Raw genomic sequence first — 23,991 nt, 5'->3', positions numbered from 1 at the left:
AATCGTAAAAATGAAACGTATGCTCAAACAAATTTTAACCCTTACTGCACTGCTAACCTATGTTATTGTTAAGGCCCAAACACCTGAGCCCCTGGTGGCCAAAGTAGCTTATTCGTTTATACATATTATTGATAAGCAAAAGCCGGACACGCTTCATAAAGAAGAACTGGTATTACGTATAGGTAAAACCAGCACTTATTATGGTACCTATCCTTTTTCGGCCGTAATAGAACCAAGGGAAGCAACGCCCCCGCCACCCTCAGGAGGAGGTGCTACCAGGGTATATACCGGCAGGCCCATGGCTGTTGTAAGCGACTGGGGTGTTACCACGTGGTACCTGGCGCAAAACCCTGCTGAAAAAAAATTAACCCGGTACGAGTCGGTTGGCTTAGCCGGTTATGAAGTGGAAGAAAAGTTTCCCGTGATCAACTGGAAGGTAACAGAAGTGACCAAAACACTGGGTGGTTATACCTGCCAGCAGGCTACAGGCAGCTATGCGGGAAGAAATTATACGGCATGGTTTACCAGCGACCTTCCCTTTTCGGTAGGCCCCTGGAAATTAAACGGCTTACCGGGTGTAATACTGGAAGCTTATGATGACAAACAAGAGGTTTTTTTCCTGTTTAAACAAATTGCCCTGGCCCAGCCCAAAGAGCTTACCTGTAATGAAAGCTCCAAGCCCATGGTAAAAGTAAAAAGTGAAGCTGTTGATAAGGCTAAAAAAGCATTTGATGATAATCCCTCAGGTATTGTGCAGGCGCAGTCAGGTGTAAGCGGCGATGTTTCCGTTCGGTTCAGGGATAACCGTGGTCAGTTTCATTCAGGCGATGCTGTAGCAAAATTACTGGAGGACAAAAAGAAGAAAGAAAAACTGGTATTACAAAACGCCCTGGAATTGTCAAAATGAAAAGACTAGCCGGCCTCTTTATTATATGTTTATATTTTAGTAATGGTATACTGGCACAAACGGTATTACAGGGCACTGTAAAAGATGAGAAGGAATTGCCCGTTAAGGGAGCGAATGTGTTACTTACTACCCCTAAGGGCCTGGTGGTACAGTTTGGCCATACCAATACCAATGGGCAGTATACTATCACTATTCCAGCCAATGCCAAAGATAGCCTTGTAATAACGGTAAAACATATCAGTTATATAACAGAACACCAGCCTGTGGTAAACAACAGGCTGGTGTATGATTTCCTGTTAAAAGAATCGGTTCAGTCGCTGAACGAGGTTACGGTGATGCAAAGACCTGTTACCCAGAAAGGTGATACGATACGTTATAACGTAGCTTTTTTTGCACAGGAGCAGGACAGGACCATACAGGATGTAATGAAACGGATGCCGGGTATTGATATAGCGGAAGATGGTACCATATCGTATAACGGAAAGAAGATCGGTAATTTGTACACGGGTGGTGATGACCTGATGAACGGCCGCTATGGCGCTGCTACCAAAGTGATTACAAAGGAGATGATAGAGACAATAGAGATCATCCTGAATCATCAGCCTATTCAGGTATTAAGGAATAAAAGTACCACGGATAATATAGGCCTGAACCTTGTACTAAAAAACGAGAACAGCTGGAAACTGACCGGCCTGGGAATGGCCGGCGCCGGTTTACCGGCATTGTACACGGCCAATATGAATACGGTGATGCTGAATAAAAAAGTAAAGACACTCAACAGCGTAAAAGTAAATAATACGGGTGAGGATTACCGCAATGAAATAGCCCGGCTGGCATTGCCCCGTAATACGGAAACACCGACCCTGTCAGAAATATTATCATCAGGTACGGCCGGTGACCCCGATCTGCCTCGGCGAAATTATTATATCAACCGGTCGGGCCTGGCCAATATCAACTACCTGATAAAAAATAAAAATGCCATACAGTTCCGGACCAATATACAGGCGTTTATAGATAAACAGGAGGTTAATTATTATAACCAGACACAGTTGTTTACAGCATCTGATACTATCGGGTATTTTGAACGGTTATTGATGACAAGGAAGCCATGGATACTGAACGGAAGTTTTAATATTCAGGCGAACAAAGAGAAGTATTACCTGAACAACCAGACCAGTGCTGAGTTAAGCGCTACCAGGGAGTATAGTTCGCTGGTTACACAGTCCGCAGGCCTGGGCCAGCAATTATCGGGCAGGCAATTTGCCTTTGGTAATGAACTACATTTTATACCGGCATTAAAGACCAACGGTATTATGGAGTTTACCTGGAACCTGAATTATGGCCGGCGTCCGCAAAGGTTATGGATAGATGATGGCTTACATGCAGAACTGTTAAATGAAAACATGCCCTACCAGGCAATGGAACAGGCGGCCGGGATAACCGTTTTACAAAACCATGTACAGGCCGGCTATCTTTTTAATAAAAAAAGGTTCCGGCAGCAATATAAATTGATACTGCTGCAGGAAAACAGGCAACTGGACAGTGACCTGGCTTTACAGCAGGACAATGGTAGCTGGAACAGGTACAAGGGTGATGCAGGAAATAACCTTGTATGGAACAGGTACAGGGGCATTATAAGTACGGATTACAGCTGGGTAAAAGCCAATCAATATGAAATAGGTATCAGTATCCCCGTAACTATACAGTCAATTCGCTATAAGCAGCGGGAATATGCTTTATCAGAAAGCTATAACCGTTTTTGGGTGAACCCTGCCATTAGTTATAAATGGTATATTAATGCACAGGAAACCTTTACTGCATCTTACAGTTATAAAAACAGTTTATCTGACATACATACGGTATACCGCGGTGTTATACTAACCAATTACCGTTCGCTACAGGCAAACAATGCACCCTTACAGGAGCGCTCGGGACACACTGCCGGTATAGGCTATAATTTCCAGCGTACTTTGCAGATGTTGTTTTTAAACGGCGGCCTTTCTTTTACAAAAGAGAACATCAACACCTTGCTGGCAACGGAAATTACCAGTGATATAAAGCGAAATATTTTACTGGCGATACCTAATACCCGTAGCAGCTGGCAATTGTATGCAGGAGGCAGTAAATATTTATATTTTTTAAAAGCCACGCTTTCGCTGAAGAACAATTACAGTATTACCAGGATGCAGCAATATATTAACGAGGAGCTGATCCCGGTAAAATTTCATTCCGTTAACAGTTCGCTTTCGCTGGATAAGAAACTGTTTAACAGGATAAGTATTAACTATGCGGGTAATTATACCTATAGTTTTATGAAGCAGGGTATAAAGAACGGAAACAATAACAATATGCAAAGACTGGATCAGCACCTGAATACCAGCTTTACGGTGATGAAGGGACTATTGTTCCAGTTCCAGCTACGGAATATTTACAGCAGGAGCAGCGATAATACAGCCGTGAATTATTGGTTTGCCGATACAAAACTGCGTTATCCCGTAAAGAAATGGAAAGCAGATTTAGAACTGGACTGTACCAATATTGCCAATATTAACAGTTATGAATTGTTAAGGGTGGATGCCAGTTATTCGTCGCTGAGTCATTATGATATAAGGGGCCGGATGCTGCTGTTAAAATGTACGTTTAATTTTTAGGAGGTATTGGGAAACCCTGCACTACTTTTACCTGGTTATCGGGCTGCTGTTTTCCGTTAGCTGCGCCCTGAACGGGTAATTCAACTCCCTCAACTTTTACAGTACTTACTTTTTTAGGTGAAGCATAACCCGTTACAATAACTTCTGCAGTTTGCATGGAAACGGGTTTTGTATTGTTTTGTATGTTAGCAGTGAGAGAGGAAGCAGCGGGAGCGTGAACATCGACCACCTGACGGTTGCCTGCCTCACCGGCCACCTGTAATGGCTTGAATGTGTAGAGCGTGTTTTTTTTCTTATTACCTGAACCCTGGCTTGTGGCAGTTTCAACAACCGGTTCATTTTCTTTTACTGCATTTTCTTGAGTGGTGGTGGTAATTGTTTCGGGTGTGATGCCCAGAACATCTTCGGCAAAGTCGTGTACAGGTTTATTCAGCAATAATAAGAGTCCGGATAAAACGGGTATTACGGAATAGGACAACAACCTGCTACTGGATGTTTTTTCCGTGTTCATCTGGATGATACGTTTTTTAAGATCGGCAATGGTAAAGCTGTTTTGTACGGTGAAAGCAGGCGTGATACAGGTAGTATTCAGCAAATGGTATTGATATTCTTTAGGCATTACCCCGTTTTTAAGTACCTGGCTGTCCGTAGCATATTCCAGGTTTTCTTTCACGGCTTTTCTCATTAACCAGGCAGCCGGGTTAAACCAGTTGATCAGCAGGAGTATTTCCACTAATAAAATATCCAGGGTGTGTTTGTGTTTAACATGTATCTGCTCGTGCAGCAATACAATATTCAGTTGTTCGTGGCTGTGCAGCTGTGGATTAATATAAATGTAGGGGCCAAAGGAAAAAGGACTGATCTGGTCTTTTACCACACGTATATAACCGGTTTCTTTGGCCGGTACCGACTGGCGATGCAGGTTGTACAGGGAGTAGAACTGGAAGAATAACCGGAGAGCGAAGGCCAGGAGGCCGGTGATCCAGATAAGGGTTACATAATACCAGGGACTCGTACCCGTTGTTTGCGGCTCTACCAATACGCCGGGTATAATATCGGGCAGGGCAGCCAGTTGTACAGGACTAAAAAAACTGATATCGATAAAAGGAAATAATAAAGTAAATATGATGGCGAATAACAGGTATACCCTGTTAATGCGGTAAAAAGTTACTTTACGTAATAACAACCAGTAAAACAATGTAAATACAATGATCGCGAGGTTGGCTTTCAGTAATAGTAGTCCCAGTTTTTCCATGACGGCTATTTTTCTTTTTCAATCAGTTTGATAATATCTTTTAACTCTTCCGCAGATATTTTTTTATCCCTGGCAAAATAAGTTACCAGCTCTTTATAAGAACTTTGAAAGAAATTGCTTACCACGCCTTTCATATACCTTTTGCGGTAGTCGGCCTGTTTGATAATGGGGGAGTAACGGTAGGCATTGGCAAATTTTTCACTTTTAACATAACCCTTTTTCTCCAGGTTTTTTACAACCGATGCCAGGGTGGTATAAGGTATTTCTGTGTTTTCCATGGCCTGCAAAAAATCTTTTACAAAGCCGGGGCCGGTTTTCCAGATGGCAATCATTGCTTCCTCTTCACTTGCCGAGAGTTTCTCCATTTATTATAGGTTTTCGTAAATATACGAAATTTCGGAATATAGAAGATATATTAGCTCACCTGGAACCATAATTATATCCCACAGTGGTAAAGGAATGAATACAGCGCATTAGGCTGTTTTTTCTATAAGTGTAGAATGTTCAACCCCTTCCTGTAACTCTGTGAAAATCCGCTGTGCAATTCTTGGTGGCTGGTCATTATTAGTGCTGAATAACCATAAAAAGCTGAAAGGCTGCCCGATGGCAGCGGCACCCCGCTGAAGGTGTGTGCAGGGCAGGAATGGTGGCGGAGTACAGCGAACAGCGGGAACTGTAGCCGATGAGTGAACGGGACGATGATAGCCCCAAAAACATTAAAGCTTTATAAACCGTGTAAAAAGGCCCACATATTTTTCTGTTTTGCCCGGAACAACAACGGTGGCGGGCTGGCCATCAGCTGTTTGCTGTGGTATTTGCCTGGCCTCGTAATAGGTTACATTGTAAATAGAGTAAAATTTATAATCAACCCTTTGTATGATGGGCGGTGATTTGGGTTCAGCGGTTTTGCTGAAATAGGTTTTAAAACTTTCCATACCTGGATTGGTAACCCAGGCTACCACAACGATTACCAGGATGAAAATGATGAGGGTGCCTTTTGACCGGGTCATTGGTTTCATAAACTGCAGATAACTTTAGGTGAAGGTAGGCACTAAGGCATTACAAACCTATACCCGATTCCTTTAATGGTTATAATTTCCAATGAGTGGTCTTCTTTTAAAAAACTCCGCAGTTTGGTGATGTATACATCGAGGTTACGGCTGTTGAAAAAAGAGTCGTTGCCCCATAAAAGATTTAAAATATCCCTGCGGTCGATAATGGCATCGCGGTGCTGGTACAGTAGTTTTAACAACTCACTTTCGCGATAGGACAGTTTTCTTTCTTCGTTGTTATGGCTTAAAGTTTGTCTTTTAATATTAAACTGGTAACTGCCCAATGATACGGCATCCTGGGGTGGCGCAGCAGGTGTGCCCGTTTTTATTTTCAGTGCATTTTGTATGCGTACGATAAGCTCCTCCATACTGAAGGGTTTGCGGATATAGTCGTTGCCGCCGGCATTAAAACCTTTCAGTACATCCTCGGTTTGCACCTTGGCGGTTAAAAAAATAATGGGAATGTCTTCATTTACGTCCCTGATCTCATCGGCAATGGCAAAGCCGTCCTTGTTAGGTAACATAACATCGAGTACACAGATATCGGGTTGTACTTTTTGAAAGAGTGCAAAGGCTTTGGCGCCATCATCTTCCATATGTACTTCAAAGCCGCGGCTTTCCAGGCTTTCCTTCACAATTTTTCCTAAAAACGTTTCGTCTTCTATGTACAGTACTTTAACTGGCTGTGTCATTACGCTGAAAATTTGGGTAATTGGATACTAAAGGTAGTACCCTCGCCCGGTTTTGAAAAAACTTCTATGGAGCCGCCGTGTTTTTGTACTACCTGCCATACATAACTTAGCCCCAGGCCGTACCCTTTTGCCGTATGCACATCGCCATGCGGTACCCTGAAAAATTTGTCAAAAATCTTACCGGTATATTCGGATGGGATGCCGATACCGTTATCTGTAACCTGGAGACGTACACCCTGCTCGTCGGCCCGGATATTTACATTCACCACCGGTTTGCCGGTACTGTATTTTAAGGCATTGTCCAGTAAGTTGTATACCACGCTTAACAGGTGCATTTTATCGCCTTTCACAATAGCATTTCCGGTAACTTCCAACTGGCATACGGCTTTCTTTTTTTCAATCTGCAGGCGCATGGAACTGATCACTTCCTGTGTTATCTCCCGCAGGTCTACCGGTGATTGCTGCAATTCTATTTCCCGGTTTTCAAACATGGAGAGTTTTAAAACCTTGTCTACCAGCAGGGACAGGCGGCTTAACTCCTGTTTGGAAATATCGATATATTCTTTGGCCCTTTCCGGGTTGTTGAGTGCATTAAAATTGCTCAGGGCTTCCATGGCAACCCCTACGGTGGCAATAGGTGTTTTTAGTTCGTGGGTTATATTGCTGATGAATTCGTTTTTAATATCGGTAAGGCGTTTTTGTTTTTGCCAGTTACGGTATAATAACCAGAATGAAAAAACGGTAACACCTACCAGGAGTATAGAGAATAATATGGGTAGTTTTATATTGTTAAGCAGGTAGCCGGTATTATTGCCCAGTTGTAATTTGTACATGTTTTGATCGGTGGTTCCTGAGAACGGAGTAATTTTTTTTGCCGGCAGGCTATCGGTGCTGTCAGTACGGCTTACGTTGAAATCGACAGGAATTTTTTCCTGAACCAACAGTTTCGTAAATGATTTATGTATTACCGTATCATTCAGCAGGTCCTTAAACAGGGAGTCCAGTGTAAAGGATATCTGCCTGGGTTCTACATAGGTAGTAACGGGAGGCTTATTGTCACTGGTTTTTTTCCAGGTAGTGCTGACACTTATATTGGCTACATCGCCTTTTACAGGAGGTTTTGATTTTGGCTTTTTAGCATTACTATCTTTTCTAAGGGAAAAAAGTTTCAGGGAATCTAAAACGCGGAAAGCCAGTGCCCCGGCGGAGTCCTTTAAACTTTTACGCCTGTCCACCACAATTTTCTGAATTTTATCAGGTGACAGGGAATCAAAAAATGATTTGTCCATTGAGTTGAATGTAATATTATCACTATGGAACGTAATGACAATATTACCTGGTACGGGTACACTGTCCTGTTGTTTGGTCTGGTGCTGTAATGCCGCTGCCACCCGGGCGATCCTGATATCTTTTTCAGCAGGTTGGGGACGGGTCCTGGTCACCTGGTTTACATTGACCTTTTTTTTCTGGGTGGAGTCCTTCACCAATCTGAAAGGTATACGGGCCTGGAGGGCTGAGTCCTGCATGGCGCGGACCATTTCGTTGAAGAGGCCGTTGGTTTTTACGGTAAGAGCCTGCCGTTCCCGGTTATAGGTGTCTTTTAACCAGTAGACCTGGAAGCCTGTCACCAGTGCAAGAGCCAGAGCCACTAATATTTTATACCAATGTGATGCTTTCATTTTTTGAAGGAGTTGCTTTTTATAACCCGTACTTACCTGCTCCCGGTATAAAGCTGACTGAAAATACAATTAATGTTTTATTACCGGGATACAAAAATATGCCGCCCTTACTGCGCTGCAAGTTCTTTTAACCTTTATTAACCTAAAAGCAAGGTGTGTTAACCCAGCAGTTAACCGCTTACTAATAGCTTTGGTGCAAATAATTTATGTATATGATACGACATTTACTGGCAACAGGTGCTGCCACAATTTTAGCTGCCGTGAGCATGGCCCAAACCAAAGCGGGTTTAGTACAATACGAAATGATAACCCAGTTACAGGGGCAAATACAGATACAGGGCCTGCCTGAGGGGGTAGAATTACCCAAAAGCCGGACCAGCTATTTTGAACTGAGGTTTGGCAATAACCAATCGCTATGGCAGGTAGCCGAACAGGCCCCTGAGCCGGAAATGAGTACGGGTAGCGTACAATTCCGTACTGTTAACATGGGTGGCGGCGATGTAGTATTTACCGATTTTAATACCAAATTAAAAACAGAGAAAAGAGAATTGTTTGATAAAACATTCATTGTGGAAGACAGTATCAGGATCATGAACTGGAAAATGACCGGTGAAACCAGGACCATTCTGGGTTATCCTGCTATGAAAGCTACTACATCGCGTATTGCCAAGAGCTTTAAAACAACCATGGTAGATGGTAAAATTGAAAGAGCCGAGAGTGTAGATACTTTACCGATAGTGGCCTGGTTTACCACCGCGATCCCGGTAGCTGCCGGCCCCAACCCTTATGAAGGACAATTGCCCGGCCTGATCCTGGAGCTGGACAATGGCAATGGCCGCATTGTATATAAAGCTACTTCGGTATCTGATAAAGTAAAACTGGATACCATTAAACCCCCAAAAGGCAAGAAAAAACATACGACTGCCGAATATGAGGCGGAAAGGAAGAAAGTGATGGATGAAATGCAGAAGAATGGTGGCCTGCGTTTTGGCAGAACCAGTTAAAAGATAAATGGATTTTAAAAGAGCCCCTTTTGAATAGCAAAAGGGGCTCTTTTTTATAACTGTTATTAAAGTTCCAGAACCTGTTTAAAGCGCTGGTCCATGGTCTCGTAATCGGTATAACCATTGCCCAACATATAAAACTTATTATCGTTTGCCTGTAATAATACAGCGGGAAAGCCCCGTACCTGTAGCTGGCGGCACATTTCAAACTCCTCTTCGGCCAGCTTTTTATATTCAGGGCTTTTTAGTTTAGTATAAAACTCTTCCGGGTGGATGGTATATTTTTCCAGTAAATGACGATAGGCCTCATCATCGTCCAGGTCGCGGCCTTCAAAGTTTAATGCATATTGCAGGTCGGCGGCAAATGCTACCTGGTTATCGGGGTAGTAATCTTTAAACACAGATAAGGCTATGGCCGGTTTAAGCGAGTTGAGGTACCAGTCGCTTTTATCGGGGTTGTTGATATGCCACAAAAAATCTTCACCAAACTTTACACCAGTCCTTTCTTCTACCGTAGGGTATGCCTCTTTAATGTAACTGGCTATGGCGCTGATAGGTTTTACATGCTCTCCTACGATCATGCCGCCGCTTAATACCTCAAAATAAAAATGCTCCTTATAGGTCTCGCTCAGTTTTTTCATTACCCCGCTGAAGCCGTAACACCAGCCGCAATAGGCGTCGTAACAGTAATATATTGTCTTCATGATAGTATTACAATTTTAAAAGGGCAAAGTTCATAAGGTTTGGGGAGATAAACAAGGGGTGGGAAGAAGGCCCAAAGCTTAATGCTGAAAGCTAAAAGCGTACAATGCTCCACTTATTACGTACAACTTAAAGCACCATTGATCATAATTTAACTTTTGGGTTTTAGAATTGGTTTTATATTTAGGTATTAACAGAAACCTTTAATAAACGATCAATAGATGAAACGGTTATTATTTTTTATACCGGTTATTTTCGCCGGTACATTTATACAGTCGCAAACGGGTAAGCTCCAATATACTTTGACAGACACCATACATTTAAAATCGGCGAATGTAGGAATGCAACCGGCATTGTTTAAAGGGAAGAAATCGGTAAAAGTATATGACGCCGCACCAGGCGCCGATACAGAATTAAGAATAGCAAAACTAAGCGATACCGCCTTCCATAACGGCACCATTGAAGTGGAGCTGGCAGGTGAGCCGATGAAGAACAGCGGTGAAGGTGCCAGGGGCTTTGTAGGCATAGCTTTCAGGGTAGATAAAGCAAACGAAAAATTTGAATGTTTTTACCTGCGTCCCACAAACGGCCGGGCCGATGACCAGGTACGCCGCAATCATTCAACCCAATATATTTCCTTCCCCGAATTTCCCTGGTACAAGCTTAGAAAAGAATTTCCGGAGAAATATGAAAGCTATGTTGACCTGGAACCGGGTAAGTGGACAAAAGTAAAAATAGAAGTAGAGGGCAATACGGCAAAATTATTTGTGCATGATGCGGCTCAGCCTGTATTGATCGTTTCGGATCTGAAACATGGTGAAGGTTTACGGGGAAGCATTGGTTTATGGGTAGGGCCGGGAACGGAGGCTCATTTCAGGAATCTTATTGTTAGTAAAAAAGATTAAAACCGCTGTTGCCGCAACTAACTGAGCTATCATAGCACTTTATTGGCTGAACCGGGATATAATGAATAAACTGCTTCTTATTTTAGTCTGCTTTCTTTTTTCATGTGGGAATAATAGCGGGAAACTGCCTGTTAAGAAGCAGGACGCCCTAGGCCAGGCAAAGCTCGATACAAACCGGCAGAGCGCTTTTAACTGGAGTTGGGAGCGGTCCGGCGAAAAAATTATACTACCGCTGTGGGTCACAAGGTATATAAGTAAGGGGCAGGAGCCAATGGATACTTTTTCCGGTGATATCAATATTGATGGTATACAGGATATTGTGTTAGTGACCAGAACAATCGGTGAAGACACTATGCCCTTTTCACGAGAGTATTTACCCAGAGAACTCTTGGTGTTCTCAGGAAAACGAGATGGGTTTCAAAAATTCCTGTTTAAAAATACCAAAGCGCTACCTTGCAGAACCTGTTGCGGCATGTCTGACCCCTATGGCGGTATGACGGCAAAAAAAGGACAGATCATCGTTAATGAATACTGTGGCAGTAACACGAAGCAGGTTTCGGAATACAGGTTCGGATATGATGTAAAAAAGCGTGATTGGCTGTTGGATACAATTGTGACAGAGTCCTATGCTTTTTACTATGAGCAATACCGGCTTGATACAACCACACAAAAAGATTTTGGACTCAAATCGCTGAGAAATTTTTCGTTATATAATGATGAAGAATAAATTAATTTAAACATATTAGGGATATAAAAACTAACAATGTCAACAAGCCTAATCAACAATATTATAACTAAGAAGGGTGAAAATGTTTTCCAGGTCCGTCTGTTAAAAGAAGATGGAGTAGGCCTTTTAACCACTCAAACAGATGAAAACTACCTTATTCTCGACAGCCTGGATTATTGGTACGACCTGATACAAAACGAATATCCTAAAAAGAAAAAATGTTCCTGTAAAAACGAATGGTTCACCGTTCAGTTTGAATATATACCCCGGGAAGGCACCACCGATTTCAGGGAAATAAACATTATTACTACCTGTAGTGATTGTGGCAAAACAACTACCGCCATGACCATCGATATTGATTATTCACCAACGGAAGAACTATTTACCACACCACTGCATTATTGTGAACGGCCTAATATTAAATATAAATACAGTGAATTGACGGGTTTTTGGTCTGGCAATGATTTAAAAGCGGTGTTGTCCTTTTTCTTTCATGACCTGGGCTTAACTGCCTGGTGCTGGTATTTTAAAACGGCGGATAACCGGCGGTATTTCGATAAAGTAACTTACGACAGGGCAATAGAAATAATAACGGCAGGTCATCGCTACCTGAATTTTTATTTTACAAGAAATAATATTAATACTGATGATGTGAAGAAACTGGAAGATGAGCAGGGAATTTATATCCAACAGGGTATCTGGCGGAGAAATGAGATCATACAACTCTCAGCGCCTTATTCGATGAGCGGGGCCGGGTTGTTATATTATATTCACTATTGTAACCAGTGGCTGGATAAGGGTGAGGTAAAGGATAAATCAGAAACCTTTGAAGCAGATACCAAAAAAATGAAAGCCTGGCTTGCTGCAAAATTTATCAGCAAACGCGGCAAAGATTGTTTTGATGGGGAGGCAGCTTATAAGAAATTTAAAAATAATTAATCGGGTGAGGTATTCATAGCCCGCGGTTTAAACCGCGGGCTATGAATTTAATAAATCAAAACAATGGTTTTAACCATTTCAACGTTCAGTATCTTCATCGGGATTAAACCCGTATAGCTTTAAAAAAGCCTGATACTCCTGTGTGAAATTTTTCTCCTGGTGATGGGCTTTCTGATTCTTTATATATTCATACACCCTTTCAACTGAGGATTCAGAAACAGAAAATGATGCATACCCCGTTTGCCAGGCAAATTTCTCCGGTATCAGATCAGCCTGGTTAATAAAATGCGAACTACTCCCTTTAATTTGTTTGATGATATCAGCAATTGATTTTTGAACATTCAATAAAAACAAACAATGAATATGGTCGGGCATGCCATTGATGATTTTTACCAGGCAGCCCAGTTCGGTCAATTGTGTTGATATGAATGAATAAACTTTTTGTTCAACCCGCAGGTTGATCAATGGCATCCTGTTTTTGGTAGCCCAGACAGCATGGATCCAGACTTTGTTAAATGAGTGTGGCATGGTTAGCAGGTTTGGTGGTTAAAAACCATTAAAATGGTTATGGTGAGATTCATTCACCATAGCTCACGGTTTAAACCGTGAGCTATGGTCGTATATAAATTTACATGCTTTAAATGATTTCTCCGGAAAGGAGCAGGACTACATATCTACTTGTTATTGAATATATGTTACCGGAGTACAATAAATAATATAGAGGGAGAAAAAACCTGGCTTATATCCGGACACCATTCAATACCAGTATTAATGCAATATTTTAGGACTTCTCTGTCCAGAATGCGTAATAATTATACCACTGCGCGGGATAGGCTTTTACTTTCTCTTCCATGGCCGAAGCAAAATCGCCTAGCATGGTTTGTACTGATTCGTTTTTCGGAAGGGTATAATAGGTTTGCGGAGGCGTAGCAAAAAAATGATAATGTGTGCCGGTTTCCTTTAAGGCAAATACAAAACTAACCGGTACCTGCAGGCGTGATGAAAGAACAAAGGGGCCTGCGGGGAAAGGGGCTTCAGCACCTAAAAAAGGAATGCTGATACTTTTATTACCGGCTACAAAACGGTCGGCATGCATACAGACAAACTCGTTCTTCTCCAGCGCTTCGTTGATCTGGTAAATATGGGAGAGATCGTTTTTAATTACAATGATCTGTGCATTGCGTTGGCCGGTAACACCGCTCAGATAATCCTTTATCTTTTCATACTCCCCATCATACATCACAATATTAATGGGCGTGTTAATGCGTTTAAGCAGGTGGCCGGCAATTTCCCAGTTGCCCACATGGGCGCTTAATAATAAACCACCCTTACCGGCTGCGGCCATCTGGTGCAGGTGTTCTTCGCCATCAAAATTAAAAGTGAACCGGTTGGGGATGCCGCTCATCATTACAATACGGTCAATAATGGTTTGACCAAACTGGTAATAATTACGGTACAGTAAACGCAATGATTTTAAAAAGGAGAATCCCAGGCGTTGACGCAGGTAATACCAGATATGCCCGGATGATCTCCAGGAAAACAAAAAATAATACCCGGCTACAAAACGTAATAAAAAATAGGCAGGTTGTACACCGGCCTTACGTAAAATGCCTACAAAAATGCGGTAACCAAGGCGGGTGCCTTTAGACTTTCCCTGCCATGTTTGCGACATCAGGCAGGCACTTTTGCATTAACACGTGAGATAATGTAGTTGTAAAAATCCTGGAAGGTGACAATATTGGTAAAGTCCTCCGGTTTTACTTTAAAGGAAAAGTTGTTCTCAATAACAACAACAAGGTCTATATAGTCAAGGCTATCCAGCTCAACCACTTGTTTCAGGTTAGCCTCAGGCTCAATCTGTGCAGGGTCAGTTTCAAACTCCTCAACCAGGAAATCATTGATTATCCCGATAATTTCTTCGTTACTTTTCATAAATAGTTTAAGGCGGCAGTTACCATTTTTTTACAATCAGGCTCGAGTTGGTGCCCCCGAACCCAAAAGAGTTCGACAAAAATACATTTATATTAGCTTCGGTGGTAGCTTTTATGATATTCAATTTTGCACTATCCTCATCCGGGTGCTCAAAATTGATATTGGGGGCAATAAAATTGTGCTGCATCATCAGGCAGCTGTACACAATTTCGCTGGCGCCCGCCATCCAGCATTCGTGTCCGGTCATGGATTTGGTAGAACTGATGGGGGTAGTACCAAATACATTATACAAAGCCTTGGCCTCGCTGGCATCGCCTGCAGGGGTGCTGGTAGCGTGGGCATTAATATAATCAATGGCCGCAGCATCAATATTGGCATCATTCAGGGCCATACGCAGCGATTTTTCAGGCCCGCTGACAGTTGGATTGGAAATATGCTCCCCGTTCGACGAAAACCCATACCCAATAACCTCTGCAATGATATGAGCGCCACGCTGTTGTGCCGATTCCAGGCTTTCCAGTATAACCGTAGCAGCGCCTCCGCTGGGAATCAGGCCGTCCCGGTCCCGGTCAAAGGGGCGTGAGGCTTTCTCCGGCTCGTCTTCCCTAACCGAAAAAGCTCCCAGGGCGTCAAAAGATCCCATGGATAAATGATTGATCTCCTGGGCTCCGCCGGTTATCACACAATCCTGCATCCCCGTTTTAATCAACATATAACCCAGGCCAATAGCATGTGAGCCGCTGGCGCAGGCCGCACTAACTGTCAGGTTAATGCCTTTCAGCTTAAAAATGGTGGCCAGGTTCATGGTAACAGTGGAATTCAGGGTCTGGAAAACCGCTGCCGATCCCAGTAGGGTCGTATCTTTTTTCTCCCGTATCACGTCGGTTGATTCTATAACCGGTTTGGCCGAGCTATCGTTGCCGTATATAATACCAGGTTGTAGTTTTTCTATTAAATCCGCATCAATACCTGCCTGCTGCAGGGCCTCTACTGTGGCTACATAAGCATACTCGCCCTGTTCAGGCAACATAATACGGGCCCGCCTGTCCAGCACACCTTTTAAGGTAGGTCTTTCCACATAACCGGTCAATCCCGATCTGTAGCCAAACTCCTTGCGTACAGGGTCTAAAATGATCCCCGATTTGCCCTGGTACAATGAATCCTTCACCTCTTCAAGGTTTTTACCGATACAAGAATAAATCCCCAAGCCTGTTATAACAACTCTTTTCATCGTGCGGTAGTTCTAAATAATATTTATATCGGTGGCTTGTCTCAGCAGCCGGTTAATTATTTGGTCGAAATTGAAAATAGAATAATTTTTTTAAAAAAGAAAATTACAATTTACCGGTGCAGGGGGAAGTATAAACCTTTGTGAATAGTTTAATAAAAACTTTTGTTAACCGGGTATAATAGCCAGGTAGCGGGAGCTTTACAACAGTGCCGGCAATTTTTTTTGAAACCGGCGTCCCGGCCCTGATGAGGCTTTGGTTGTGTCACTCACTGCATCGTCCGGTAATGCTAATCAACAGTGCCCGGCACCTAAAGTATTAGCCTTCTTACTTAAAACCTATTACTTATAACTTACAACTATCTTAACTACCACTCTGCAATTACCGTAACACCACCTTTGGGTTTATCTCCAATATTTACTTTGATCTTGGCATCCAGGGGCAGGAGCAGGTCAACACGGGAGCCGAATTTAATAAAGCCCATCTCGTCATTCTGGTTTACCTGTTGTCCGGGTTGTACATAATTTACAATACGTTTGGCCAGGGCACCGGCAATCTGTTTGGTCAGTACCTCTTTATTGCCTTTGCGGTATACTACGGTATGGCGTTCATTTTCGGTAGATGATTTAGGGTGCCAGGCTACCAGGTATTTGCCTTTATGGTATTTACTGTGTACCACTTCACCGGTAACCGGGTTACGGTTAACGTGTACATTCAGGGGACTCATAAAAATAGATACCTGTATCCGGCGGTCAGGAAAGTATTCATCGGCCTGTACTTCCTCAATCACCACTACCTTACCATCACAGGGGGCAATAATGGCATTCTCGTTAAAAGTGTACTGCCTTTTGGGTATACGGAAAAATGATATGATAAACAGGAACAATCCTAAAGTAACAATAAAGATAAGGGAGCTGATAACCGGGCTGCTAAAGCTTAAAAAATAAAAAGAGATCAGGTTGGCTACAGCAAAAAAAATGGCTGCAATGGCAATAGAGGCGGTACCTTCTTTGTGTATGGTCATTATTGAATAATTAGGCTGCAAATATAACATTGTCGCTGTTAAAATCAACTATACCTGTGCATTGTACAGCTTATAAAACAGTTTAATGACAGTCCTTCATAAATAATACAGGTGTAACGGGTCAGGCATGAAATAAATAATACCTTTACACCGTTTAAAGGCGTAATAACCAATATCATCTGTTTTTCATGAAAAGCTTCCTGTTAATATTCTTACTTATCGGCACCACCCTGGTTGCAGGCGCCCAGCAGACAGGTTTAAATGGTATCTGGACCGGTACACTCACCAACGACAGCACCACTACCCGGAAAGATCAGTCTTTTGAACTGGCACTTACCCAATATGCAAACAAAGTATATGGCTATGCCCATACCCAGTTTATTGTAAACGATACCCTGTATTATATTATGAAAAGGGTAAAGGGTACTATTAAGGATAGTATTTGCGAGGTAAAGGATGATGAGATATTATCTTACAACTTCAGGGGTAAACTGGACAAAGGCATTGTGACCAGCTATTTTTTTCAACTTAATAAAGCCGACAGCAGCTGGCAGTTAAACGGCACCTGGAAGACCAATAAAACAAAAAAATTCTATGCGATCACTGGCCAGATGAGCCTGACCCCGGCTAAAGACCAGCAGCAGGCAAAAATCACCGCACATCTGGAGGAGTTGAACCTCACCAAGAACCTCCCCTTTTTAACAGCAAACAAACCTGTTACTGCGGCTGGCCCAAAAACGGTGGAGCAAAAAAAATCCGGCCAAGCCCAACCAGCCATGTCGCCTGTTAGCACGGCAAAAAACGAAAAAACGGTACCAGAAACACCGGAAAACAAGATGCCGGGCGGGGCCATAGTACCCGGGTTGTCAACCAAACAAAAAATCGGTCAACGGAGTATTGGCAGCACCCATACTGTTTACTTTTCGGCCGATAGCCTGCAACTGGCTTTATATGACAATGGCGAGATCGATGGCGATACCGTGAGTGTGCAGCTGAACGGGGAAGTGATTTTTGATAAAAGCTGTTTAAAGTCAACAGCCTTACGCAAAACCATCCATATAAGTCCCGGGACAGACGAAACCACGCTGATTTTATTTGCCGAAAACCTGGGTAAATACCCGCCTAATACGGGCTTGCTGGTGGTGTACGAGGGTGATAAACGTACCCAGATCCATTTTAGTGCCGATCTGCAACAGAACGCTGCGGTAATATTTAAACGAACGCCTGGTAAATAAGACTACTCCTTATTACCTGAAAGGGTTTTAACAAAACCGGCTACTATCTCTTTATATAAAGGCACTGCAGGTAATCTTTGATAATTAAAGGTAGCGGCAGCTACCAGTGCCTCTTCCAGGTTAAACTGTTGCTGGGTATAACATAATGCCAGCTGTTTTTTTACAAGGTATTCGGCCAGGTATTCCTGCTCCGTTTGACCTGGTGTAGGTATTAAAATGCTTTTTTGCCCGGCAGCCATAATGTCCATCACGGTACTATAGCCTGTACGGCTGATCACCATACCTGCTGCACAAAGCGCCTGGTTATAAGCTGCAGTATCCAGGTGGTTATGTATAACAATATGCGGGGGTGCCGGTGGCAGTTTCACATTACCGGGAAGACCTCTTACTACTATAGCCATGCCCTGGTAGTTCCCTAGTTGTGTTAAGATACTTTTTTCCAGCAGGCTGCGTTGCGGCTCAGGCCCGGATAAGGAAACAAACAGGTGTCCTGGTGCTTTACCCGTTTCCAGGGGCTTTAACCTGGATAAGATGCCGATATAACTGACAGGTATACGCGGCATTTTTACCGGGTGTGATAAAACACCCGCCAGGTTTATGGTTCCCGGCATATCCGGTACCCAACAAGCAGAAAAGCGGTCAATAAAACGGTAGTTTATCTTTTGAACCAGTTTTTGCGCCCATTTTACCGGTGTTTGAATGGCCAGTTGGTGGGTGATAAAAATACTGGGAATGAACGGATGCCAGAGGCCAAAACGGTTATCACTGATCACGGCATCAAAACCATGCTCTTTTGCCTGTTGCAGCAGCCAGTCATGTTCGTAGCGGATAGTTTTTCTGATCCTCCCCAGCTGTGTAGCCAGTTTCCAGGTAAGCCCGGCCGCTGTTTTGCTGTAACGGATATTATAACCGGCCAGGTACAAAAAAGGGTTGTTGGGAAACTCCTGTTGTAATAATTCTTTTTGCTGCTCATTGCCGGCAAAAAATACGGTTACACCCAATTCTACCAGGCTATGCGCCAGGGGTATACAGCGTGTGGTATGGCCTAAACCCCAGTCCAAAGGAGCGATCAGCACCTTCCATTTGCGGGTATTATCGGGTAAATCCCTGTTATTTGGGGTAATTTTTTCCAATTTTAAGCTGCTGTATAATAAAATGTCAGTAAAATAGTTTTAACTTAGAATAAGCGAAGATAAGTAGCCAATTTTTTGATAAAAGATGTAAAATGAAAATATCCAGAGTAAACTTGTTAATTGTATTATTGGTAGCCATGATTGCCGTTTCATCCTGTAGTAAAAACTACTACTCGGGCAATGGTGGCCGTAAAAGTAAAAATTGCGGTTGTCCCGCTGTAAGATAGAATAACGATTGCAGGTATAAACCAGGTAGTTGACCTGTTTATACTTACTGATAGTATGGTTAAGGATTAAATCGCATTGCTATGAGCTTGCCAAACAGAGAATTGATTGTATTGTTAAACCAGGCACAACTTTCCAGCCAGGCACTGGCACAGGAAGTGGAAGGTTTACATGCCATATTGGCCCATTTGGAGAACAGCCAGGTATTTTATAATGCCCATGAATTAGTGGACAGGGATTATATAACTAACCGAGTGAAGAAAATTAAAAAGGCCGTGCAGTTTGTTGAACTGAAACCCTTCCGGTTTTTAATCAACAAAAATTAACCTATAAAAAATAGTGTTTAACGATAAAAGCCCGTGTTGTACAACACGGGCTTTTTTTAATTGCTGTAAACCATAGTTTGCTACGGTTATCGCATCGTTGCCTTGGCCTTATCTGCAAAATCTTCTGCACCTTCGGCAACATCTTCTACAGCTTCATCAAACTTATGCACTAAGTCATCTACCAAATCGTTAAACTTATCTTTCAGATCACGGCCCTGGTCCGCGATTTTTCTTCTTGTTTCTGATCCTTTGTCAGGCGCAAATAAAATACCTAAAACAACGCCTACTGCCAGTCCGGTAAGTAATTTGTTCATAGTGTAATATTTTGGGGGTTTATAATTCCTCTTTACACTATTAATATAAATAATTATGCCAAATAAAGCAAGCGAAATCTAAAATCCGGGTCTTCAGCGGTTTATAACCAGCTTTTTATGATAAATATCATCAATCGGTCCAGCCCCAGGGCTTATGGTTAAAGGTAACCGGCTTTTCCAGGTTAAAACTTACCGTAAATACCCGGTCGCTGCCGATGCGTCGTAAATTATAGGTGAAGGTTTTATCCTCAATGGTCATCCACCATACATTACCACAGGCATAAGGAATTAAGCTGCAGGTTTGCTGATCGGCCGGAAACACCTGCATACCCGCCGCACCGGTATTACTGGCTGTACCACCATACATGGTAATACTATCCGGGCTACCGTCCTGATGACGGTGATCATGCTTTAAGGTCAGTTTTTCCTGCTGGTGGGTTAATATCCAGGTGCGTGATTTATTTTCACCAACATAAAAAGGTATCTTAATTACACCGGTCTTGCAATCCAATACCTGCATCACCAGCTTTTGGCCGGTAAAGCCATCTCCTTCACGTCCGCCGGCAGTGATAGTGCCTTCGTAACTTTTACCACAAAGTTTTTCCAGCCGGCTCCAGAATTGTTGTACACCTGTGGCAGACTGTGCTGTGAGGCTGTTACCTGCCAGCGTTAATAGCAAACAAAAAAATAAGATACATTTCATGCGCCTGTTATTTTCTTAATATTCAAAAGTTTTATCAACCTCCATGGCAATATACTAAAACATAGGGTAAGCCTTTGTATCTTGCAGTATATACACTATGAGTAATCCTAACTTAAATAACGATAAATCAAAACTCAGTTCAGCCGACTCCGATTTTGAGAACAGCATCCGGCCGGCAGCTATAAAGGAATTTGCCGGACAGCCACAGATCATCGAGAACCTGACCATCTTTATCAAGGCAGCCAAGATACGTGGCGAGGCCCTGGACCATGTATTGTTTCATGGCCCTCCCGGTTTAGGTAAAACCACCTTATCGCGTATTGTGGCCAATGAAATGGGCGTGAACATTAAAGAGACCAGTGGCCCGGTAATAGAAAAACCCGGTGACCTGGCGGGATTGCTGACCAGCCTGGAGCCTAATGATGTGTTGTTTATTGATGAGATACACCGCTTAAGTACCGTAGTGGAAGAGTACCTGTATGCGGCCATGGAGGATTACCGTATTGATATTATGATCGACAGCGGCCCCAATGCACGCAGTGTGCAGCTGGCACTCAGTCCCTTTACCTTAATTGGCGCCACTACCCGTAGCGGATTATTGACTGCACCTTTACTTTCCCGTTTTGCCATCAAATCAAGGCTGGAATATTATTCATTAGATACGTTGCAAAAGATAGTATTACGTGCAGCCGGTATTTTAAATGTTACCATTGATAAAGCTGCCGCCAGGGAAATTGCCGGCCGCAGCCGTGCCACCCCACGTATTGCGAATGGATTGTTACGCCGTGTACGCGATTTTGCACAGGTATTGAATGATGGTATCATAGATGTAGGTATTACGCAGCATGCCTTAAAAGCATTGAATGTGGATGAGTATGGCCTGGATGATATGGATAACCGGATATTAGCATCCATTATTGAAAAGTTCAAAGGCGGGCCGGTGGGGTTAACCACCATTGCCACATCAGTAGGTGAGGAAGCGGGTACTATTGAGGAAGTGTACGAACCTTTTTTAATACAGGAAGGGTTTTTGCAACGTACACCAAGAGGACGTGAAGCCACAGAAAAAGCTTATAAACATTTAGGCAAACAAAAGCCGGGCGCATTACCGGGGCAGGGACAGTTCTGGTAAGCAGATCCATTGAATAATGAATGATGAATGATGAATTGTTGATTGCTAATTGCCCATTGTCACTTGTTCATTAAAGGTTGATAAAGGAACAGAACGATGCAGTGTGCGACGCAACGAAGCTGATAAGCATTACTACAGCCGGGAACAAAAAAATCTGTATACTACTATCTGTATACTAAAATCTATATACTAAATACCTTAAAAGATGTACACTTCATTGCTTGTTACAACAGAAAACAATATTTGTGTTATTACCATTAATCGCCCGGATAAACTGAACGCGTTAAATAAAACGGTGATTGAAGAGTTAAGTGCGGCTATTGATAAAGTAAATACCAACAGCGATATCAAAGCGGCTATTATTACCGGTGCAGGCCCAAAGGCTTTTGTGGCCGGGGCTGATATCAGTGAGTTTGCCAGCCTGGATGCGGCAGGTGGTGAAGCGCTGGCACGCAGGGGCCAGGAGATGGTGTTTTCAAAAATTGAGAACAGCAGTAAACCAATTGTTGCCGCTGTAAATGGCTTTGCGTTGGGAGGAGGTTGCGAACTGGCGATGGCCTGTCATTTCCGTTTGGCGGCTGATAATGCCCGGTTCGGACAGCCAGAAGTAAACCTGGGTTTGTTGCCAGGTTATGGTGGTACCCAGCGCCTGGTACAATTAGTGGGTAAAGGAAGAGCTATCGAGTTACTGATCACCGGCAATATGATCGATGCGGCAACGGCACAGCAATATGGATTAGTGAATCATGTGACCACTGCTGATGAATTATTGAATAAAACCAAAGAAGTACTGACCCTCATCAATACCAAAGCGCCTTTAGCAGTGGCGGGTTGTATTGAGGCGGCCAATGCGGTGTATAATGAAAGTGTAGATGGTTATGAAGTGGAAATAAAAAGCTTTGGTAAACTCATTGCTACTGCCGATGCCAAAGAAGGCGCTGCCGCCTTTTTGGAAAAAAGGAAAGCAGTTTTTACAGGGAAATAATAAACACGATAAAAATAAAAGGCCGGGATAAAACTATCCCGGCCTTTGTTATGAATATAAAACGCTTAATTTATTTTTTGTAAGCTACCATCTTTAAACAGGAAATTCGTAGCCTTTTTGGTGGTGCTACCATCGGCATCGGTGGTGGTTACAATACTCAACCGGTTATCTTTAATGGTTGAGTTTACCTGCATAAAATACTCCACTACATCGGCATAATACACCTGCTCAAACTGTTTAAGGCGATTGTTTTTTACATGAACCAGGTAAGCACTCATCTCGGTTTCGCCATCAAGCGCTACTATAATGATCTGCTCCGTATCTGTATGCCAGAGGGTGTCAATAATTTTAACAGCAGCATCATTGTTACGGTTAATATCTTCAATATCGGTTAATGACAATGATGTTATGGTACTATCTGCCAGTTTTTTAGCCTTTTTTACTTTTTGTTCATAATAGGCTTCATTGATGGTGAGATCTTTTAAACCGGCGATGGTATCTTTTGGTTTTTCCGGAGCAGTGGCGGAATCTTTGGAAGGGTTGTTGTTCACTGTTGGTTGGGGGCTGTTATTATTACAACTCATAATGGTTAAACAGCTAACCGCAATAAAGAATACTTTAAACATAGTTTTTAGTTTTACAGGGCTTTATAAGTTCTGCCGGGCCTGATATATCTTACTCCCTTTTTAGTACGAAACCGGACCAGTATATTTTTATTGTTCTTGTCAAATACCTGGAAATGCAGGTGTGGAAAGGCGCTGTAACCGGTATTGCCGGAAAGGCCGATCACCTGTCCCCGGGTAACCGAATCATTCAGGTTTACAAAAATACTATTGTATTGCAAATGCCAGTAATGTGCGGTGCTGCCGTCCTCATGTTCGATAATGATATAATTGCCGTCGGATAAATTTTCGGGCTTCAGGCCTCCTTTATTGCTGTCACTGCGCAGGGCTGTTACTTTACCACCTCTTGCTGCTGCAATTTTGCTGCCTGTTTTCATTTTAAAATCATAGGATAGTTCTCCCTGGTGACTGAAGGAACTATTGGCGCCCTGTACAAAAAAGTGTTTTGTTTTAGCGGCATAGGGTAAGGCATAAATATAACTGGTATCGTCAGCGATCCGGCCGCTTTTTAAACTCCTTACTTCACTGGTTGACAATTGCGCACTGGCATACAACTGTACAAACAATGTTATGGCAGGGAGTATATACTTCACCGGCTTATTTTAAGTTTAAAGCTA

General features: G+C 42.8%; 27 protein-coding genes. 11 read left to right on the top strand and 16 right to left on the bottom strand.

Translation table 11 applies throughout. The annotated features are described in order from the left end of the window. The first annotated feature begins 19 nt into the window (after window positions 1–19). Complete coding sequence (locus ACFS6H_RS02905) at window positions 20–907, top strand: GLPGLI family protein (protein ID WP_386095039.1); 888 nt, start codon at window positions 20–22, stop codon at window positions 905–907. Next, window positions 904–3,558, top strand: coding sequence for a carboxypeptidase-like regulatory domain-containing protein (locus tag ACFS6H_RS02900; protein WP_386095037.1), 2,655 nt, complete (start codon window positions 904–906; stop codon window positions 3,556–3,558). The genes ACFS6H_RS02905 and ACFS6H_RS02900 overlap by 4 nt, the downstream gene beginning before the upstream one ends. On the opposite strand, the gene ACFS6H_RS02895 is transcribed toward ACFS6H_RS02900, so the two are convergent. From ACFS6H_RS02895 to ACFS6H_RS02875, 5 genes are all read right to left on the bottom strand, one after another. Then, complete coding sequence (locus ACFS6H_RS02895) at window positions 3,548–4,813, bottom strand: M56 family metallopeptidase (protein WP_386095035.1); 1,266 nt, start codon at window positions 4,811–4,813, stop codon at window positions 3,548–3,550. The two genes, ACFS6H_RS02900 and ACFS6H_RS02895, sit on opposite strands and share 11 nt — an antisense overlap. Window positions 4,814–4,818: 5 nt before the next feature. Next, entirely contained in the window at window positions 4,819–5,178 is a 360-nt protein-coding gene (locus ACFS6H_RS02890) for a BlaI/MecI/CopY family transcriptional regulator (protein WP_386095033.1), read from the bottom strand. A gap of 351 nt (window positions 5,179–5,529) precedes the next feature. Next, the gene (locus ACFS6H_RS02885) at window positions 5,530–5,832 is read right to left on the bottom strand and encodes a hypothetical protein (protein WP_386095031.1); all 303 of its coding nucleotides are present in this window, start codon (window positions 5,830–5,832) and stop codon (window positions 5,530–5,532) included. 32 nt (window positions 5,833–5,864) lie between these two features. Next, window positions 5,865–6,557 (bottom strand): response regulator transcription factor, encoded by a 693-nt coding sequence (locus ACFS6H_RS02880; protein WP_386095029.1) that lies wholly within the window; start codon window positions 6,555–6,557, stop codon window positions 5,865–5,867. Next, window positions 6,557–8,236 carry a sensor histidine kinase gene (locus tag ACFS6H_RS02875; protein ID WP_386095027.1) on the bottom strand — a complete coding sequence of 560 codons (1,680 nt, stop codon included), beginning with the start codon at window positions 8,234–8,236 and terminating at the stop codon, window positions 6,557–6,559. The genes ACFS6H_RS02880 and ACFS6H_RS02875 overlap by 1 nt, the downstream gene beginning before the upstream one ends. 212 nt (window positions 8,237–8,448) lie before the next feature. Between ACFS6H_RS02875 and ACFS6H_RS02870 the strand changes: the two genes are divergently transcribed. After that, complete coding sequence (locus tag ACFS6H_RS02870) at window positions 8,449–9,240, top strand: GLPGLI family protein (protein WP_386095025.1); 792 nt, start codon at window positions 8,449–8,451, stop codon at window positions 9,238–9,240. A 65-nt stretch (window positions 9,241–9,305) separates the two neighbouring features. On the opposite strand, the gene ACFS6H_RS02865 is transcribed toward ACFS6H_RS02870, so the two are convergent. Further along, window positions 9,306–9,944: a DsbA family protein gene (locus ACFS6H_RS02865; RefSeq protein ID WP_386095023.1), complete on the bottom strand. Its 639-nt coding sequence runs from the start codon at window positions 9,942–9,944 to the stop codon at window positions 9,306–9,308. Between the two features lie 219 nt (window positions 9,945–10,163). Here ACFS6H_RS02865 and ACFS6H_RS02860 point away from each other — a divergent pair, with 219 nt between their 5' ends. From ACFS6H_RS02860 to ACFS6H_RS02850, 3 genes are all read left to right on the top strand, one after another. Then, window positions 10,164–10,847, top strand: coding sequence for a hypothetical protein (locus ACFS6H_RS02860; RefSeq protein WP_386095021.1), 684 nt, complete (start codon window positions 10,164–10,166; stop codon window positions 10,845–10,847). A 61-nt stretch (window positions 10,848–10,908) separates the two neighbouring features. Next, the gene (locus ACFS6H_RS02855; protein WP_386095019.1) at window positions 10,909–11,574 is read left to right on the top strand and encodes a hypothetical protein; all 666 of its coding nucleotides are present in this window, start codon (window positions 10,909–10,911) and stop codon (window positions 11,572–11,574) included. A 36-nt stretch (window positions 11,575–11,610) separates the two neighbouring features. Next, window positions 11,611–12,513 (top strand): hypothetical protein, encoded by a 903-nt coding sequence (locus ACFS6H_RS02850; RefSeq protein ID WP_386095018.1) that lies wholly within the window; start codon window positions 11,611–11,613, stop codon window positions 12,511–12,513. A 78-nt stretch (window positions 12,514–12,591) separates the two neighbouring features. Here the strand turns inward: ACFS6H_RS02850 and tnpA are convergent, their stop codons facing one another. The 5 genes from tnpA to ACFS6H_RS02825 all read right to left on the bottom strand — a co-directional run bounded on the left by tnpA (window position 12,592) and on the right by ACFS6H_RS02825 (window position 16,698). Then, window positions 12,592–13,041, bottom strand: a complete 450-nt coding sequence (tnpA, locus tag ACFS6H_RS02845; protein ID WP_386095016.1) for an IS200/IS605 family transposase — start codon at window positions 13,039–13,041, stop codon at window positions 12,592–12,594. Window positions 13,042–13,294: 253 nt separating this feature from the next. Continuing rightward, entirely contained in the window at window positions 13,295–14,185 is an 891-nt protein-coding gene (locus tag ACFS6H_RS02840) for an LpxL/LpxP family acyltransferase (protein WP_386095014.1), read from the bottom strand. Further along, the gene (locus ACFS6H_RS02835; RefSeq protein WP_386095012.1) at window positions 14,185–14,445 is read right to left on the bottom strand and encodes a phosphopantetheine-binding protein; all 261 of its coding nucleotides are present in this window, start codon (window positions 14,443–14,445) and stop codon (window positions 14,185–14,187) included. The genes ACFS6H_RS02840 and ACFS6H_RS02835 overlap by 1 nt, the downstream gene beginning before the upstream one ends. A 19-nt stretch (window positions 14,446–14,464) precedes the next feature. Next, window positions 14,465–15,676, bottom strand: a complete 1,212-nt coding sequence (locus ACFS6H_RS02830) for a beta-ketoacyl-[acyl-carrier-protein] synthase family protein (protein WP_386095010.1) — start codon at window positions 15,674–15,676, stop codon at window positions 14,465–14,467. Window positions 15,677–16,041: 365 nt separating this feature from the next. Then, window positions 16,042–16,698, bottom strand: a complete 657-nt coding sequence (locus ACFS6H_RS02825; protein WP_386095008.1) for a phosphatidylserine decarboxylase family protein — start codon at window positions 16,696–16,698, stop codon at window positions 16,042–16,044. A 188-nt stretch (window positions 16,699–16,886) separates the two neighbouring features. Between ACFS6H_RS02825 and ACFS6H_RS02820 the strand changes: the two genes are divergently transcribed. Continuing rightward, the gene (locus ACFS6H_RS02820) at window positions 16,887–17,933 is read left to right on the top strand and encodes a hypothetical protein (protein ID WP_386095006.1); all 1,047 of its coding nucleotides are present in this window, start codon (window positions 16,887–16,889) and stop codon (window positions 17,931–17,933) included. A 2-nt stretch (window positions 17,934–17,935) separates the two neighbouring features. Here ACFS6H_RS02820 and ACFS6H_RS02815 read toward each other — a convergent pair whose 3' ends face one another. Further along, window positions 17,936–19,066, bottom strand: a complete 1,131-nt coding sequence (locus ACFS6H_RS02815; protein WP_386095004.1) for a glycosyltransferase — start codon at window positions 19,064–19,066, stop codon at window positions 17,936–17,938. A 92-nt stretch (window positions 19,067–19,158) separates the two neighbouring features. On the opposite strand from ACFS6H_RS02815, the gene ACFS6H_RS02810 reads away from it, so the two are divergent. Together ACFS6H_RS02810 and ACFS6H_RS02805 are read left to right on the top strand one after the other, a co-directional pair. Then, window positions 19,159–19,293: a hypothetical protein gene (locus ACFS6H_RS02810; protein WP_386095002.1), complete on the top strand. Its 135-nt coding sequence runs from the start codon at window positions 19,159–19,161 to the stop codon at window positions 19,291–19,293. A gap of 81 nt (window positions 19,294–19,374) precedes the next feature. Continuing rightward, window positions 19,375–19,617, top strand: a complete 243-nt coding sequence (locus ACFS6H_RS02805) for a hypothetical protein (RefSeq protein WP_386095000.1) — start codon at window positions 19,375–19,377, stop codon at window positions 19,615–19,617. 86 nt (window positions 19,618–19,703) lie between these two features. Here the strand turns inward: ACFS6H_RS02805 and ACFS6H_RS02800 are convergent, their stop codons facing one another. After that, window positions 19,704–19,931, bottom strand: a complete 228-nt coding sequence (locus ACFS6H_RS02800) for a YtxH domain-containing protein (RefSeq protein ID WP_386094998.1) — start codon at window positions 19,929–19,931, stop codon at window positions 19,704–19,706. Between the two features lie 130 nt (window positions 19,932–20,061). After that, a complete protein-coding gene (locus tag ACFS6H_RS02795; RefSeq protein WP_386094996.1) occupies window positions 20,062–20,634 on the bottom strand; it encodes a hypothetical protein in 573 nt (190 codons plus the stop codon). A gap of 97 nt (window positions 20,635–20,731) precedes the next feature. Here ACFS6H_RS02795 and ruvB point away from each other — a divergent pair, with 97 nt between their 5' ends. Together ruvB and ACFS6H_RS02785 are read left to right on the top strand one after the other, a co-directional pair. Then, entirely contained in the window at window positions 20,732–21,766 is a 1,035-nt protein-coding gene (gene ruvB / locus ACFS6H_RS02790; protein WP_386094994.1) for a Holliday junction branch migration DNA helicase RuvB, read from the top strand. A 205-nt stretch (window positions 21,767–21,971) separates the two neighbouring features. After that, a complete protein-coding gene (locus ACFS6H_RS02785; RefSeq protein WP_386094992.1) occupies window positions 21,972–22,751 on the top strand; it encodes an enoyl-CoA hydratase/isomerase family protein in 780 nt (259 codons plus the stop codon). A 65-nt stretch (window positions 22,752–22,816) separates the two neighbouring features. Here the strand turns inward: ACFS6H_RS02785 and ACFS6H_RS02780 are convergent, their stop codons facing one another. Further along, complete coding sequence (locus tag ACFS6H_RS02780) at window positions 22,817–23,377, bottom strand: hypothetical protein (RefSeq protein ID WP_386094990.1); 561 nt, start codon at window positions 23,375–23,377, stop codon at window positions 22,817–22,819. Window positions 23,378–23,388: 11 nt separating this feature from the next. Next, window positions 23,389–23,967 (bottom strand): M23 family metallopeptidase, encoded by a 579-nt coding sequence (locus ACFS6H_RS02775; protein ID WP_386094988.1) that lies wholly within the window; start codon window positions 23,965–23,967, stop codon window positions 23,389–23,391. Window positions 23,968–23,991 lie beyond the last annotated feature (24 nt).

Origin of the sequence: Terrimonas rubra, assembly GCF_042686025.1 — a bacterium.
Classification (GTDB): Bacteria; Bacteroidota; Bacteroidia; order Chitinophagales; family Chitinophagaceae; genus Terrimonas; species Terrimonas rubra.
The sequence above is the reverse complement of the archived record's forward strand: the minus strand, read 5'-3'. Positions and strand labels throughout refer to the sequence as shown.

Bases quoted from the DNA above. Each gene is read 5' to 3' on its own strand.
- ACFS6H_RS02900 (WP_386095037.1), top strand. From the start codon at position 904: ATGAAAAGACTAGCCGGCCTCTTTATTATATGTTTATATTTTAGTAAT.
- ACFS6H_RS02895 (WP_386095035.1), bottom strand. From the start codon at position 4,813: ATGGAAAAACTGGGACTACTATTACTGAAAGCCAACCTCGCGATCATT.
- ACFS6H_RS02780 (WP_386094990.1), bottom strand. From the start codon at position 23,377: ATGTTTAAAGTATTCTTTATTGCGGTTAGCTGTTTAACCATTATGAGT.
- ACFS6H_RS02875 (WP_386095027.1), bottom strand. From the start codon at position 8,236: ATGAAAGCATCACATTGGTATAAAATATTAGTGGCTCTGGCTCTTGCA.
- ACFS6H_RS02830 (WP_386095010.1), bottom strand. From the start codon at position 15,676: ATGAAAAGAGTTGTTATAACAGGCTTGGGGATTTATTCTTGTATCGGT.
- ACFS6H_RS02800 (WP_386094998.1), bottom strand. From the start codon at position 19,931: ATGAACAAATTACTTACCGGACTGGCAGTAGGCGTTGTTTTAGGTATT.
- ACFS6H_RS02860 (WP_386095021.1), top strand. From the start codon at position 10,164: ATGAAACGGTTATTATTTTTTATACCGGTTATTTTCGCCGGTACATTT.
- tnpA (WP_386095016.1), bottom strand. From the start codon at position 13,041: ATGCCACACTCATTTAACAAAGTCTGGATCCATGCTGTCTGGGCTACC.
- ACFS6H_RS02835 (WP_386095012.1), bottom strand. From the start codon at position 14,445: ATGAAAAGTAACGAAGAAATTATCGGGATAATCAATGATTTCCTGGTT.
- ACFS6H_RS02885 (WP_386095031.1), bottom strand. From the start codon at position 5,832: ATGAAACCAATGACCCGGTCAAAAGGCACCCTCATCATTTTCATCCTG.
- ACFS6H_RS02795 (WP_386094996.1), bottom strand. From the start codon at position 20,634: ATGAAATGTATCTTATTTTTTTGTTTGCTATTAACGCTGGCAGGTAAC.
- ACFS6H_RS02810 (WP_386095002.1), top strand. From the start codon at position 19,159: ATGAAAATATCCAGAGTAAACTTGTTAATTGTATTATTGGTAGCCATG.
- ACFS6H_RS02820 (WP_386095006.1), top strand. From the start codon at position 16,887: ATGAAAAGCTTCCTGTTAATATTCTTACTTATCGGCACCACCCTGGTT.
- ACFS6H_RS02905 (WP_386095039.1), top strand. From the start codon at position 20: ATGCTCAAACAAATTTTAACCCTTACTGCACTGCTAACCTATGTTATT.
- ACFS6H_RS02840 (WP_386095014.1), bottom strand. From the start codon at position 14,185: ATGTCGCAAACATGGCAGGGAAAGTCTAAAGGCACCCGCCTTGGTTAC.
- ACFS6H_RS02865 (WP_386095023.1), bottom strand. From the start codon at position 9,944: ATGAAGACAATATATTACTGTTACGACGCCTATTGCGGCTGGTGTTAC.
- ACFS6H_RS02855 (WP_386095019.1), top strand. From the start codon at position 10,909: ATGAATAAACTGCTTCTTATTTTAGTCTGCTTTCTTTTTTCATGTGGG.
- ruvB (WP_386094994.1), top strand. From the start codon at position 20,732: ATGAGTAATCCTAACTTAAATAACGATAAATCAAAACTCAGTTCAGCC.
- ACFS6H_RS02850 (WP_386095018.1), top strand. From the start codon at position 11,611: ATGTCAACAAGCCTAATCAACAATATTATAACTAAGAAGGGTGAAAAT.
- ACFS6H_RS02805 (WP_386095000.1), top strand. From the start codon at position 19,375: ATGAGCTTGCCAAACAGAGAATTGATTGTATTGTTAAACCAGGCACAA.
- ACFS6H_RS02785 (WP_386094992.1), top strand. From the start codon at position 21,972: ATGTACACTTCATTGCTTGTTACAACAGAAAACAATATTTGTGTTATT.
- ACFS6H_RS02825 (WP_386095008.1), bottom strand. From the start codon at position 16,698: ATGACCATACACAAAGAAGGTACCGCCTCTATTGCCATTGCAGCCATT.
- ACFS6H_RS02870 (WP_386095025.1), top strand. From the start codon at position 8,449: ATGATACGACATTTACTGGCAACAGGTGCTGCCACAATTTTAGCTGCC.
- ACFS6H_RS02880 (WP_386095029.1), bottom strand. From the start codon at position 6,557: ATGACACAGCCAGTTAAAGTACTGTACATAGAAGACGAAACGTTTTTA.
- ACFS6H_RS02890 (WP_386095033.1), bottom strand. From the start codon at position 5,178: ATGGAGAAACTCTCGGCAAGTGAAGAGGAAGCAATGATTGCCATCTGG.